Annotated in this window: 12 protein-coding genes; all 12 read right to left on the reverse strand. The window is 74.3% G+C overall.

Translation table 11 applies throughout. The annotated features are described in order from the left end of the window. Positions 1–41 precede the first annotated feature (41 nt). Positions 42–1,292 carry a bifunctional phosphopantothenoylcysteine decarboxylase/phosphopantothenate--cysteine ligase CoaBC gene (gene coaBC, locus ACFY07_RS01855; RefSeq protein ID WP_230647615.1) on the reverse strand — a complete coding sequence of 417 codons (1,251 nt, stop codon included), beginning with the start codon at positions 1,290–1,292 and terminating at the stop codon, positions 42–44. A gap of 199 nt (positions 1,293–1,491) precedes the next feature. Next, entirely contained in the window at positions 1,492–1,761 is a 270-nt protein-coding gene (gene rpoZ, locus ACFY07_RS01860) for a DNA-directed RNA polymerase subunit omega (RefSeq protein WP_111492960.1), read from the reverse strand. Positions 1,762–1,791: 30 nt separating this feature from the next. Next, positions 1,792–2,349, reverse strand: coding sequence for a guanylate kinase (gene gmk / locus ACFY07_RS01865; protein ID WP_230647617.1), 558 nt, complete (start codon positions 2,347–2,349; stop codon positions 1,792–1,794). Positions 2,350–2,404: 55 nt separating this feature from the next. Further along, positions 2,405–2,731, reverse strand: a complete 327-nt coding sequence (locus ACFY07_RS01870) for an integration host factor, actinobacterial type (protein ID WP_230647619.1) — start codon at positions 2,729–2,731, stop codon at positions 2,405–2,407. 261 nt (positions 2,732–2,992) lie between these two features. Next, positions 2,993–3,703, reverse strand: coding sequence for an orotidine-5'-phosphate decarboxylase (gene pyrF / locus ACFY07_RS01875; protein WP_390866910.1), 711 nt, complete (start codon positions 3,701–3,703; stop codon positions 2,993–2,995). An 8-nt stretch (positions 3,704–3,711) separates the two neighbouring features. Further along, positions 3,712–4,857 (reverse strand): quinone-dependent dihydroorotate dehydrogenase, encoded by a 1,146-nt coding sequence (locus ACFY07_RS01880; RefSeq protein ID WP_390866911.1) that lies wholly within the window; start codon positions 4,855–4,857, stop codon positions 3,712–3,714. Between the two features lie 180 nt (positions 4,858–5,037). Further along, on the reverse strand, positions 5,038–8,352 hold the full coding sequence (carB, locus tag ACFY07_RS01885) for a carbamoyl-phosphate synthase large subunit (RefSeq protein ID WP_390866912.1): 3,315 nt from the start codon (positions 8,350–8,352) through the stop codon (positions 5,038–5,040). Next, positions 8,345–9,559 carry a glutamine-hydrolyzing carbamoyl-phosphate synthase small subunit gene (carA, locus tag ACFY07_RS01890; RefSeq protein WP_230647628.1) on the reverse strand — a complete coding sequence of 405 codons (1,215 nt, stop codon included), beginning with the start codon at positions 9,557–9,559 and terminating at the stop codon, positions 8,345–8,347. The genes carB and carA overlap by 8 nt, the downstream gene beginning before the upstream one ends. Then, positions 9,556–10,146 carry a hypothetical protein gene (locus ACFY07_RS01895; protein WP_390866913.1) on the reverse strand — a complete coding sequence of 197 codons (591 nt, stop codon included), beginning with the start codon at positions 10,144–10,146 and terminating at the stop codon, positions 9,556–9,558. Before ACFY07_RS01895 ends, carA begins: the two co-directional genes overlap by 4 nt. After that, the gene (locus ACFY07_RS01900) at positions 10,143–11,456 is read right to left on the reverse strand and encodes a dihydroorotase (protein WP_390866915.1); all 1,314 of its coding nucleotides are present in this window, start codon (positions 11,454–11,456) and stop codon (positions 10,143–10,145) included. The genes ACFY07_RS01895 and ACFY07_RS01900 overlap by 4 nt, the downstream gene beginning before the upstream one ends. Continuing rightward, the gene (locus ACFY07_RS01905) at positions 11,453–12,466 is read right to left on the reverse strand and encodes an aspartate carbamoyltransferase catalytic subunit (RefSeq protein WP_390866916.1); all 1,014 of its coding nucleotides are present in this window, start codon (positions 12,464–12,466) and stop codon (positions 11,453–11,455) included. The genes ACFY07_RS01900 and ACFY07_RS01905 overlap by 4 nt, the downstream gene beginning before the upstream one ends. A gap of 7 nt (positions 12,467–12,473) precedes the next feature. Continuing rightward, on the reverse strand, positions 12,474–13,142 hold the full coding sequence (gene pyrR, locus ACFY07_RS01910) for a bifunctional pyr operon transcriptional regulator/uracil phosphoribosyltransferase PyrR (protein ID WP_390866917.1): 669 nt from the start codon (positions 13,140–13,142) through the stop codon (positions 12,474–12,476). Between the last annotated feature and the right edge of the window lie 259 nt (positions 13,143–13,401).

The following is a 13,401-nucleotide window of genomic DNA, read 5'->3' on the forward strand; positions in this document are numbered from 1 at the left end:
CCGCCGCCCGTGCGGGCGCCCTCCCCACCGGGCCGGCCGGGTCAGGCCAGCCGGGCCGCCACCAGGTCCCAGACCCGCTCCGCCAGGGCGTCCTTCGGCCCGTACGGGACCGGCGTCTCGGTGCCGTCGGCGGCGAGGACCACCGCCTCGTTGGTGTCGCCGCCGAAGACCTTGTGCTCGCCCACCTCGTTGACGACGAGCAGGTCGCAGCCCTTGCGCGCCAGCTTGGCGCGGCCGTTGGCCAGCACGTCGTCCGTCTCGGCGGCGAAGCCGACGACGACCTGGCCGGGGCGGGCGCGGTCGGCGGAGAGCTCGGCGAGGATGTCGGGATTGCGCTCCAGGGCGACCGGCGCGGGCTCCCGCCCCTCCACCTTCTTGATCTTCCCGGCGGCGTAGTGCGCCGGCCGGAAGTCGGCGACGGCGGCCGCCATCACCACGGCGTCCGCGTCGGCGGCGGCCTTGAGCGCGGCCTCCCGCAGCTGGAGGGCGGTCGACACCCGGACCACGTCCACCCCGGCGGGGTCCGGCAGGGCGGTGTTGGCGGCCAGCAGGGTGACCCGGGCGCCGCGGGCGGCGGCCGCGGCGGCCAGGGCGTAGCCCTGCTTGCCGGAGGAGCGGTTGCCGAGGAAGCGGACCGGGTCCAGCGGCTCGCGGGTGCCGCCCGCGGAGACCACCACGTGCCGGCCGGCGAGGTCGGCGGCCGGGGCGCCGCCGCGGGCGAGCACCCGGCGGCAGGCGTCGAAGATGGCGGCGGGGTCCGGGAGGCGCCCCTTGCCGGTGTCCGCGCCAGTGAGCCGGCCGACCGCCGGGTCGAGGACGACCGCGCCGCGGCGGCGCAGGGTCGCGACGTTCTCCTGCGTGGCCGGGTGCTCCCACATCTCGGTGTGCATGGCCGGGGCGAAGACCACCGGGCAGCGGGCCGTCAGCAGGGTGTTGGTGAGCAGGTCGTCGGCGAGGCCGTGGGCGGCCCTCGCGAGCATGTCGGCGGTGGCGGGGGCGACGACCACCAGGTCGGCCTGCTGGCCGATCCGCACGTGCGGGACCTCGTGGACGCTCTCCCACACCTCGGTCGCCACCCGGTTGCCGGAGAGCGCGGCCCAGGTCGCCTCGCCGACGAAGTGCAGCGCGGAGGCGGTGGGGACCACCGTCACCGCGTGGCCGGACTCGGTGAGGCGGCGCAGCAGCTCGCACGCCTTGTAGGCGGCGATGCCGCCGCAGACGCCGAGGACGACGCGCGGCTGGGCGGCGGACTCCGCCGCCGCGCTCGGCTCGGGTTCGGGGCGCCCGTTCATGCTGATCGGCTCCGGCTCGTGGGGGTGGCTCCTGGGATCAGCCCACACTGTACGGGCGGCGCCGCGGCCGCCGCGACGGGGCCGGGGCGGGCGCGGCGGCGGGGGTGCGGCGCCGGGCCGGGCGCGGACATGCGGACGCCGCGGGTCCGCCGGTGCACGGCGGGACCCGCGGCGGACGTCCGCGGAGGAAGGCGCGACCCTACGGAGCGGTCTCGATGGCCTCGGCGGTCAGCATGCCGGCGTTGATCTCGCGGAGCGCGATCGACAGCGGCTTCTCGTGCACGTGGGTGTCGACCAGCGGCCCGACGTACTCCAGCAGGCCCTCGCCCAGCTGCGAGTAGTAGGCGTTGATCTGCCGCGCACGCTTCGCCGCGTAGATCACCAGGCTGTACTTCGAGTCCGTGGCCTCGAGCAGCTCGTCGATCGGCGGGTTGATGATGCCCTCGGGCGCGGTCATGGAAGAGGACACGCGAGAAACCTTCCGAAAGGGTGGAAAAGATCAGACAACGTTCATCAAGGCTAGCAGTTCGGCCGCTACCTGCTCGACGGAGGTGTTGACAAGCGTCACGTCGAACTCCGACTCCGCCGCCAGCTCCACCCGGGCCGCGGCCAGCCGCTCCTCGATGACCTCCTGCGGCTCGGTGCCGCGGCCGGTGAGCCGGCGCACCAGTTCGTCCCAGGAGGGCGGGGCGAGGAAGACCAGCTGGGCGTCGGGCATCGACTCGCGGACCTGGCGGGCGCCCTGGAGGTCGATCTCCAGCAGCACGGGCTCGCCGCGCTCCAGCCGCTCCAGGACCGGTCCGCGCGGGGTGCCGTAGCGATTGCCCGCGAAGACGGCCCACTCCAGCAGCTCGCCGTTGGCGACCAGCTTGCCGAACTCGTCCTCGCCGGTGAACCAGTACTGGACGCCGTGCCGCTCCCCCGGCCGGGGCCTGCGGGTGGTCGCCGACACGGAGAGCCAGACCTCGGGGTGTGCCTTGCGCATATGGGCGACGACCGTGCTCTTGCCGACACCGGAGGGGCCGGAGAGCACGGTCAGCCGCGGACGTTCACTCATGCACCGATTATCCCGGACGCGGGGCGTGCCGGGACACCGGTGCGGCTGCGGGGCCTCAGGAGGCGGTCGCGCCGCCGAACTCGCGCTCCAGCGAGGCGATCTGATTGGAGCCGAGACCGCGGACGCGGCGGGACTCGGAGATGCCGAGGCGCTCCATGATCTGCTTGGCGCGGACCTTGCCGACGCCGGGGAGGGACTCGAGCAGGGCGGAGACCTTCATCTTGCCGATGACGTCGTTCTCCTGGCCCTGCTTGATGACCTCGCTCAGCGAAGCACCGCTGTGCTTCAGCCTGTTCTTCACCTCGGCGCGCTCCCGGCGAGCCTCAGCGGCCTTGGCGAGCGCAGCAGCGCGCTGTTCAGGGGTCAGGGGCGGAAGTGCCACGCCGTTCACCTCAGGGTTCGAACGAATGGGATGTCCAACTAGCGATCGCAGAGGAACCTAGCTGCTCTGACCTGCAGGAGCAACGACAAACGCGCTCCACTTGCGACCTACCGCCGGAGACTACCCCCCCTGGGGGCCCACGTCAGGAGAAGGGACGGAAAAGTCCTGGTCAGCGCAGATCGACCAGGACATTTCCGCGCATACATCCCCGCGGCGGGCCCCGGTGTGACGGCCCTCACGCCCCGGCCCGCCGGCCGGGACTCAGGCCCTGAGGGCGGCGGCGAGCGCGGCGGCCGCCGCGCCCGGGTCCGCCGCGGCGGTGACCGGACGGCCGACGACCAGCAGGTCGGCGCCGTCGGCGAGGGCCTGCTCGGGGGTGGCGACCCGGGCCTGGTCGCCCAGCGCCGCGCCCGCCGGACGCACGCCGGGGGTCACCAGGTGGACGTCCGGGCCCACCTCGGCCCGCACCGCGGCGACCTCGCGCGGCGAGCAGACCAGGGCGCGGGCGCCCGCGCCGACGGCGAGCACGGCGAGGCGGCGCACCGCGTCGAGGGCCGGGCCGGCGAGGCCGACCGCGTCCAGGTCCTCCTCGGACATCGAGGTGAGGACGGTGACGGCGGTGATCCGGGTCTGCGGCAGCGCCTCGGCGGCGGCGCGGACCATGGCGGCGCCGCCGGAGGCGTGCACCGTGAGGTAGGCGGGGGCGAGGTCGGCGACCGAGCGGGCGGCCCCGGCGACGGTGTTGGGGATGTCGTGGAGCTTGAGGTCGAGGAAGAGGTCGCGGCCGCCGCTGGCCCCGCGCACCCGGCGGACGGCGTCGTGGCCGTGGGCGAGGTACAGCTCCAGGCCCACCTTGACGGTGGAGACGTGCGGGCCGACGGCCTCGGCCCAGCCGGTGGCGGTGGCGAGGTCGGGGGCGTCGAGGGCGACGGCGATCGGGGCGGGCGCGGGGGCCTTGCGGGTGGCGGTCACGGGGGTCCTCACTGCTCGTCGCGGGCGGGGTCGTTCGGGGAGGCGCCGTCCGGGGAGGGCACGGGGGCCGCACCGGCGCCGACGGCGTCGGCGAGGGTCGCGTACCCGCTCGCCCGCAGGCGGGCGGCGAGGCCGCGGTGGACCCGCCGGGTCCAGAAGGGGCCCTGGTAGATGAAGGCGCTGTAGCCCTGGACCAGGGTGGCCCCGGCCAGGATGCGCTCCCAGGCGTCGTCGGCGGTCTCGATCCCGCCGACCCCGACGAGGGTGAGGCGGCCCCCGGTGCGGGCGTGCAGGCGGCGCAGCACCTCCAGCGAGCGCTCCTTCAGCGGCGCGCCGGACAGGCCGCCGGCGCCGGCCGCCGCCACGGTGGCCGCGTCGGTGCGCAGACCCTCGCGGCCGATGGTGGTGTTGGTGGCGATGACGCCGTCGAGGCCCAGCTCCAGGGCGAGGTCGGCGACGGCGTCGACGTCGGCGTCGGCCAGGTCGGGGGCGATCTTCACCAGCAGCGGGACCCGGCGGTCGGCGGAGCGGTCGGCGGCCTCGCGGACGGCGGTGAGCAGCGGGCGGAGCTGGTCGACGGCCTGGAGGTTCCGCAGCCCGGGGGTGTTGGGCGAGCTGACGTTGACGACGAGGTAGTCGGCGTGGCGGGCCAGGCGCTCGGTGCTGGTGACGTAGTCGGCGACGGCCTCCGCCTCCGGGACGGCCTTGGTCTTGCCGATGTTGACGCCGACGACGGTGGAGGTGCGGGGCCGGGCCGCGAGGCGGGCGGCGACGGCGGCGGAGCCGTCGTTGTTGAAGCCCATCCGGTTGACCAGGGCGCGGTCCTCGACGAGGCGGAAGAGGCGCGGGGCGGGGTTGCCGGGCTGGGGCTGCCCGGTGACGGTGCCGATCTCCACGTGGTCGAAGCCGGCCATGGCGAGGCCGTCGATGCCGACGGCGTTCTTGTCGAAGCCCGCGGCCAGGCCGAAGGGGCCGGGCATGTCCAGGCCGAGCGCGGTCACCCGCAGCGCGGGGTCGCGGGGGGCGAGCACCCGGCGGACCAGGGTGCGCAGGCCGGGGACGGCGGAGGCGGTGCGGATCCAGCCGAAGGCCAGGTGATGGGCCTTCTCGGGGTCCATGCGGCGGAAGAGGAGGTCGAAGAGGAGGCGGTACACGGGGCGGTGCCTTCCGGTGGGCCGGGCGGAGGGGGCCGGCGGAGGGGGCCGGTCGGGCCGGCCGGGGTGCGGGGGCCGGGCGGTGGGGTCCGGGCGGGAGGCCCGGGGTGCGGGGCGGGCGGGGCCGGGCAGGACTGTGGGGGGCACCCCGTCGGTACGGCGTGCCCCCCACGGGTCGCGCTACTGCTTCTGCCGGGCCGCGTTCAGCAGCGCCGCGTGCTCCTGCAGCGACATGACGCCGACGTCGCCGCGGATCAGTGCGTCGATGCCCTGGACGGCCGCGCCCATGGCCTGGACCGTGGTCAGGCAGGGCACGCCGCGGGCGACGGAGGCGGTGCGGATCTCGTAGCCGTCGAGGCGGCCGCCGGTCCCGAACGGGGTGTTGATGATCAGGTCGACCCCGCCGTCGTGGATGAGCTGCACGATGGTCTTCTCGCCGTTCGGGCCCTCGCCCTCGCTGTGCTTGCGCACCACGGTGGAGGGGATGCCGTTGCGCTGCAGCACCTCGGCGGTGCCGGAGGTGGCGAGCAGCTCGAAGCCGAGCTCGACCAGGGCGCGGGCGGGGAAGACCAGGCTGCGCTTGTCGCGGTTGGCGACCGAGACGAAGACGCGGCCCTTGAGCGGCAGCGCGCCGTAGGCGCCGGCCTGGGACTTGGCGTACGCGGTGCCGAAGACCGAGTCCAGGCCCATGACCTCGCCGGTGGAGCGCATCTCCGGGCCGAGGACGGTGTCCACGCCGCGGCCGGAGGCGTCGCGGAAGCGGCTCCACGGCATCACGGCCTCCTTGACCGCGACCGGGCACTCCAGCGGCAGGGTGCCGCCGTCGCCCTCGGCCGGGAGCATGCCCTCGGCGCGCAGCTGGGCGATGGTGGCGCCGAGCGAGACGCGGGCGGCGGCCTTGGCCAGCGGCACGGCGGTGGCCTTGGAGGTGAACGGCACGGTGCGCGAGGCGCGGGGGTTGGCCTCCAGCACGTAGAGGATGTCCCCGGCCATGGCGAACTGGATGTTGATCAGTCCGCGGACCCCGACGCCCCTGGCGATGGCCTCGGTGGAGGCCCGAAGCCGCTTGATGTCGTGGCCGCCGAGGGTGATCGGGGGCAGCGCGCAGGCGGAGTCGCCGGAGTGGATGCCGGCCTCCTCGATGTGCTCCATGACGCCGCCGAGGTAGAGCTCGGTGCCGTCGTAGAGCGCGTCGACGTCGATCTCCACGGCGTCGTCGAGGAAGCGGTCCACCAGAACCGGGTGCTCGGAGATCAGGCCGGCGTGGCGCTCCAGGTACGCGGCCAGCGACGGCTCGTCGTAGACGATCTCCATGCCGCGGCCGCCGAGCACGTAGGACGGGCGGACCAGGACCGGGTAGCCGATCTCGTCGGCGATGGCCTTGGCCTCCTCGAAGGAGAAGGCGGTGCCGTGCTTGGGGGCGGGCAGGCCCGCGTCGCGCAGCACGCGGCCGAAGGCGCCGCGCTCCTCGGCGAGGTGGATGGCCTCCGGGGAGGTGCCGACGATCGGCACGCCGTTGTCCTTGAGCGCCTGGGCGAGGCCGAGCGGGGTCTGGCCGCCGAGCTGGACGATGACGCCGGCGAGCGGGCCGGCCTGCTGCTCGGCGTGGACGACCTCCAGGACGTCCTCCAGGGTGAGCGGCTCGAAGTAGAGCCGGTCGGAGGTGTCGTAGTCCGTGGAGACGGTCTCCGGGTTGCAGTTGACCATCACGGTCTCGTAGCCGGCCTCGGCGAGCGCGAAGGAGGCGTGGACGCAGGAGTAGTCGAACTCGATGCCCTGGCCGATGCGGTTGGGCCCGGAGCCGAGGATGACCACGGCGGGCTTCTCGCGCGGCGCGACCTCGGTCTCCTCGTCGTAGGAGGAGTAGAAGTACGGCGTGCGGGCGGCGAACTCGGCGGCGCAGGTGTCGACGGTCTTGTACACCGGGCGGATGCCGAGGGCGTGCCGGACCTCGCGGACCACGTCGGCGCTCAGGCCGCGGATCCCGCCGATCTGCCGGTCGGAGAAGCCGTGCCGCTTGGCGTGGCGCAGCAGCCCGGGGGTGAGCTCGGGGGCCTCGGCGAGCTCGGCGGCGATCTCGTCGAGGAGGAAGAGCTGGTCGACGAACCACGGGTCGATCCGGGTGGCCTCGAAGACCTCCTCGGGGGTGGCCCCGGCCCGGATGGCCTCCATGACGGTGTTGATGCGGCCGTCGGTGGGGGTCCGCGCCGTGGCGAGCAGCTCGTCCTTGTCGCCGGGCTCGCCCGTCCAGGTGAACTCGGAGTCCTTCTTCTCCAGGGAGCGCAGCGCCTTGTTGAGCGCCTCGGGGAAGTTGCGGCCCAGGGCCATGGCCTCGCCCACCGACTTCATGGTGGTGGTGAGGGAGGCGTCGGCGGAGGGGAACTTCTCGAAGGCGAACCGCGGCACCTTCACCACGACGTAGTCGAGGGTGGGCTCGAAGGAGGCCGGGGTCTGCTCGGTGATGTCGTTGGGGATCTCGTCGAGGGTGTAGCCGACGGCGAGCTTGGCGGCGATCTTGGCGATCGGGAAGCCGGTGGCCTTGGAAGCGAGCGCGGAGGAGCGGGAGACGCGGGGGTTCATCTCGATGACGATGACCCGGCCGTCCTCGGGGTCGACCGCGAACTGGATGTTGCAGCCGCCGGTGTCGACGCCGACCTCGCGGATGACGGCGATGCCGACGTCGCGCAGCACCTGGTACTCGCGGTCGGTCAGCGTCATCGCGGGGGCGACGGTGATGGAGTCGCCGGTGTGGACGCCCATCGGGTCGAAGTTCTCGATGGAGCAGACGACCACGACGTTGTCATTGCGGTCGCGCATCAGCTCCAGCTCGTACTCCTTCCAGCCGAGGATGGACTCCTCCAGGAGCACCTCGGTGGTCGGCGAGAGGGCGAGGCCCTGGCCGGCGATGCGGCGCAGGTCCTCCTCGTCGTGGGCGAAGCCGGAGCCGGCGCCGCCCATGGTGAAGGAGGGGCGGACGACGACGGGGTAGCCGCCGAGGGTCTCGACGCCCGCCAGGACCTCGTCCATGGTGTGGCAGATGACCGAGCGGGCGGACTCGCCGTGGCCGGTCTTCGCCTTCACGGCCTCGACGACGGCCTTGAAGCGGTCGCGGTCCTCGCCCTTCTCGATGGCCTCGATGTTGGCGCCGATCAGCTCGACGCCGTACTTCTCCAGGACGCCGTTCTTGGCCAGCGCCACGGCGGCGTTGAGCGCGGTCTGGCCGCCGAGGGTGGGGAGCAGCGCGTCGGGCCGCTCCTTGGCGATGATCTTCTCGACGAACTCCGGGGTGATCGGCTCGACGTAGGTGGCGTCGGCGATCTCCGGGTCGGTCATGATCGTCGCCGGGTTGGAGTTGACCAGGACGACCCGCAGGCCCTCGGCCTTGAGGACGCGGCAGGCCTGGGTGCCGGAGTAGTCGAACTCGGCGGCCTGGCCGATGACGATCGGGCCGGAGCCGATGACCAGGACGGACTGGATATCGGTGCGCTTAGGCACGCTGGCCCTCCATGAGCTTCACGAAGCGGTCGAACAGGTAGGCGGCGTCGTGCGGGCCGGCGGCCGCTTCGGGGTGGTACTGGACGCTGAAGGCGGGGGTGTCGAGCAGGCGCAGGCCCTCGACCACGTCGTCGTTGAGGCAGACGTGGGAGACCTCGACCCGGCCGTAGGGGGTGTCGGTGACCCGGTCGAGGGGCGCGTCCACGGCGAAGCCGTGGTTGTGCGCGGTGACCTCCACCGTGCCGGTGGCGCGGTCCTGCACGGGCTGGTTGATGCCGCGGTGGCCGTACTTCAGCTTGTAGGTGCCGAAGCCGACGGCGCGGCCGAGGAGCTGGTTGCCGAAGCAGATGCCGAAGAGCGGGGTCCTCCGCTCCAGCACGCCGCGGACCACGGTGAGGTCGGCGGTGGCGGGGTCGCCGGGGCCGTTGGAGAGGAACACGCCGTCGGGTTCGACGGCGTACACCTCCTCCAGGGTGGCGGTGGCGGGCAGCACGTGCACCTCGATGCCGCGCTCGGCCATCCGCTGCGGGGTCATGGCCTTGATGCCGAGGTCGAGGGCGGCGACGGTGAACCGCGCGGTGCCCAGGGGCAGGGCCTGGCCGTCGGGCCCGAGCGCGGGCACGACGTACGGCTCGGCGGTGGCGACCTCGGCGGAGAGGTCGGCGCCCGTCATCTGCGGGGCCCGCCGGACCCGCTCCAGCAGCGCGGCGTCGTCGGCGGCCGCGGCCAGCGCCGGGCCGGAGAAGATGCCGACGCGCATGGCGCCGCGCTCGCGCAGGTGGCGGGTGAGGGCGCGGGTGTCGATGCCGCTGATGCCGACGACGCCCTGCCGCTCCAGCTCGTCGTCCAGGGAGCGCACCGAGCGCCAGTTGGAGGGCACCCGGGCGGGGTCGCGGACCACGTAGCCGGCGACCCAGATGCGGGACGACTCGGGGTCCTCGTCGTTGACGCCGGTGTTGCCGACGTGCGGGGCGGTCATCACGACCACCTGGCGGTGGTACGAGGGGTCGGTGAGGGTCTCCTGGTAGCCGGTCATGCCGGTGTTGAAGACCGCCTCGCCGAAGGTCTCGCCGACGGCGCCGTACGCCTGGCCGCGGAAGGTGCGCCCGTCCTCCAGGACGAGGACGGCCGGGACGCGCTCCCGGCGGGCGGCGCGGCGCTGCCCGGCCGACGGCCGGGCCTGCGTGGCGGGGGCGGGTGCGGTCATGACGTGCCTTCCGTGTCGTGTCGTGCGGCGGGGGCGGCGGCGGCGATGCGGTCGATCGCGGCGACCCACGCGGGGTGCTGGTCGGGGTGGTCGGCGCGGAAGCCGGAGTCGAGGCGCGTGTCGCCGAGGCGCCAGGTGACGACCAGCAGGCCGGAGGGGACGACCTTGCCGGCGATCCCGGAGTCGGTGCGGGCGCCGGCCAGGTCCCCGGCGGGGATCCACAGGTCCCCGGCGCCGGGGCGGCGGGCCAGCAGGCCGCGCTCGGTGAGGGTGAGCTCGGCGAGGCTGCGGGCCCCCAGGCCGTGGGCGACGATCCGCTCCAGCCACTCCCCCGCCCGGGTGGTGCCGTGGTAGCGGCCGGTGGCGGCGAGGAGGACCGGTCCCGGGTCCTCGGGGGGCTCGGGCAGCGGCGGCAGGTCGGACTGGAGGGTGGAGCGCCAGTTCCAGCCCTGGCGCATCAGCCAGTAGACGAGGACGACGAGGAGGACGAGCCCGGCGCTCCAGCCCAGGTACTGCTCCCAGTGCCGGACCGGTGCGGAGTGCGGGGCCTCCGCGAGGAGGGCGAGGGGTGCGCTCGGGAGGGTCACGCCGCGCCCCCGGCGACGGCCTCGGGCGCCACCGGCTCGCCGTCGACGACGGTCGGCACGCCGCGCAGGAAGGTGGCGCGGACCCGTCCGGGCAGCTCCAGGCCGCGGTAGGGGGTGTTGCGGCTGCGGGTGGCGAAGCTCTCGGGGATCACCGTTCCACGGTACGCGGGGTCGACCAGGACGAGGTTGGCCGGCTCACCCGGCGAGACGGGGCGGCCGTGGCCGGCGAGGCGGCCGATCCGGGCGGGCCGGAAGGACATGCGGTCGGCGACGCCGGCCCAGTCCAGCAGGCCGGTGTCGACCATGGCGTGCTGGACGACGGAGAGCGCGGTCTCCAGGCCGACCATGCCCATGGCGGCGACGGCCCACTCGCAGTCCTTGTCCTCCGCGGGGTGCGGGGCGTGGTCGGTGGCGACGGCGTCGATGGTGCCGTCGGCCAGGGCCTCGCGCAGGGCGGCCACGTCGGCGGCGGTGCGCAGCGGCGGGTTGACCTTGTAGACCGGGTCGTAGGAGCGGACGAGCTCGTCGGTGAGGAGCAGGTGGTGGGGGGTGACCTCGGCGGTGACGTCCCAGCCCTTGGCCTTGGCCCAGCGGATGATCTCGACGGAGCCGGCGGTGGAGACGTGGCAGACGTGCAGGCGGGAGCCGACGTGGGCGGCGAGCAGCACGTCCCGGGCGATGATCGCCTCCTCGGCGACGGCGGGCCAGCCGCCGAGGCCCAGCTCGCCGGAGACGGCGCCCTCGTTCATCTGGGCGCCCTCGGTGAGGCGGGGCTCCTGGGCGTGCTGGGCGACGACGCCGTCGAAGGCCTTCACGTACTCCAGGGCGCGGCGCATGATCACGGCGTCGTCGACGCACTTGCCGTCGTCGGAGAAGACCCGGACGCCCGCGGCGGAGTCGTGCATGGCGCCGAGCTCGGCGAGCTGCTTGCCCTCCAGGCCGACCGTGACGGCGCCGACCGGCTGCACGTCGCAGTAGCCGGAGGCGCGGCCGAGGCGCCAGACCTGCTCCACCACGCCGGCGGTGTCGGCGACGGGGAAGGTGTTGGCCATGGCGTGGACGGCGGTGTAGCCGCCGCGGGCCGCGGCGCGGGTGCCGGTGAGGACGGTCTCGGCGTCCTCGCGCCCGGGCTCGCGCAGGTGGGTGTGGAGGTCGACCAGGCCCGGGAGGAGGACCAGGCCGGTGGCGTCGGTCTCGGTGTCGGCGCCGCCGAGGCCGGTGCCGACCTCGCGGACGACCCCGTCGGCGATCAGGACGTCCTGCGGGTCCCCGCCGAGGACGCGGGCGTTGCGGATGAGGTGGGTGGTCACGGGGTGCTCTCCTCGGCGGCGGGGGCGGCGGGGGCGTCGGCGGCGGCGGCGGGGCCGGCGGGGGCGCCGTCGGCGGGGGTGGCGCCGCCGAGCAGCAGGTACAGGACGGCCATGCGGACGCTGACGCCGTTGGCGACCTGCTCGACGACGGTGCAGCGGGGCGAGTCGGCGACGTCGGCGGTGATCTCCATGCCGCGGACCATCGGGCCGGGGTGCATCACGATGGCGTGCCCCGGCAGGGCCGCCATGCGGATGCCGTCCAGGCCGTAGCGGCGGGAGTACTCGCGCTCGGTGGGGAAGAAGGCGGCGTTCATCCGCTCGCGCTGGACGCGCAGCATCATCAGGGCGTCGGTCTTGGCGAGGACGGCGTCCAGGTCGTAGGAGACCTCGCAGGGCCAGCTCTCGACGCCGATCGGCACCAGGGTCGGCGGGGCGACCAGGGTGACCTCGGCGCCCAGGGTGCTCAGCAGCAGCACGTTGGAGCGGGCGACGCGGCTGTGCAGGATGTCGCCGACGATCGTCACGCGGCGGCCCGCCAGGTCGCGGCCGGCGCCGGGGTTCAGGTGGCGGCGCATGGTGAAGGCGTCGAGCAGGGCCTGCGTGGGGTGCTCGTGGGTGCCGTCGCCGGCGTTGATGACGCTGCCGTGCAGCCAGTCGGACTGCGCGAGGCGCAGCGGGGCGCCGGAGGCGCCGTGCCGGATGACGACGGCGTCGGCGCCCATGGCCTGGAGGGTGAGGGCGGTGTCCTTGAGGGACTCGCCCTTGGAGACCGAGGAGCCCTTCGCGGAGAAGTTGACGACGTCGGCGGAGAGCCGCTTCTCGGCGATCTCGAAGGAGGTGCGGGTGCGGGTGGAGTCCTCGAAGAAGAGGTTGACGACGGTGCGGCCGCGCAGGGTCGGCAGCTTCTTGACGGCGCGGGACGAGACCTGGGCCATCTCCTCGGCGGTGTCGAGGATCAGCAGCGCGTCGTCGCGGGTGAGGTCGGCGGCGGAGACGAGGTGGCGCTTCACGCGGTTGCTACTCCGGGAGGTGCGGTGCGGACGGCTGCTCGGCGTCGGGGGCGTCCCCGCTCCCGGGGTCCCGGCCGGCGGCCAGGGCCTGGGAGGACAGGGCGGCGTAGTCGCGGTCGCCGACCAGGACGGCGTCGCGGCCGTCGGTCTCGGCGAGCTGGACCTTGACGGCCTCGCGCAGCGAGGTGGGCAGGTTCTTGCCCACGTAGTCGGCACGGATCGGCAGTTCGCGGTGGCCGCGGTCGACGAGGACGGCGAGCTGGACGGCGCGGGGCCGGCCGATGTCGCCGAGGGCGTCGAGGGCGGCGCGGACGGTGCGGCCCGAGAAGAGCACGTCGTCGACGAGGACCACGAGGCGGCCGTCGATGCCGCCGGGCGGGATCTCGGTGTGCTCCAGGGCCCGGGCGGGCTTCATCCGCAGGTCGTCCCGGTACATGGTGATGTCCAGGGTGCCGAGCGGGATCTCGCGGCCGGTGATGGCGGCGAGCCTGGCGCGGAGCCGGCGGGCGAGGTGGACGCCGCGGGTGTGGATGCCGAGGAGGACGACGTCCTCCGCGCCCTTGGCGCGTTCGACGACCTCGTGCGCGATGCGGGTGACCACCCGGGCGATGTCGGACTCGTCGAGGACCTGGTGGGGCGGGCGCGGCGTGGCGCCCGTGTCCTGGGATGCGGTCATGCCGAAGCGGACCTCCTTCCCCGCCTCACGGGACGGGTCTTAAAGGATGTCTGGAAAAGGGCTTGTCCGGCGTGCGGGCAGGCCGTGCCCCACTTTATCAGGAGCACCCGGGACGGTTTCGGCGGGAGGCCCCGGACGGGGCGAAGCAGCAGCTCAGCCCGGCGGCGGCGGGCGGCGGGGCGACCCGGGGCGGGGTATTCGCACGGCTGCACCATTCGGCTTGACGAACGCACATTACTCTGCGTAACCTCACAGTGAG

The organism is Streptomyces sp. NPDC001380 (assembly GCF_042895785.1).
GTDB lineage: Bacteria > Actinomycetota > Actinomycetes > Streptomycetales > Streptomycetaceae > Peterkaempfera.

Excerpts from the sequence above, each read along its gene's own strand:
- coaBC (WP_230647615.1), bottom strand. The coding sequence starts at position 1,292 with ATGAACGGGCGCCCCGAACCCGAGCCGAGCGCGGCGGCGGAGTCCGCC.
- gmk (WP_230647617.1), bottom strand. The coding sequence starts at position 2,349 with ATGAGTGAACGTCCGCGGCTGACCGTGCTCTCCGGCCCCTCCGGTGTC.
- carA (WP_230647628.1), bottom strand. The coding sequence starts at position 9,559 with ATGACCGCACCCGCCCCCGCCACGCAGGCCCGGCCGTCGGCCGGGCAG.
- pyrR (WP_390866917.1), bottom strand. The coding sequence starts at position 13,142 with ATGACCGCATCCCAGGACACGGGCGCCACGCCGCGCCCGCCCCACCAG.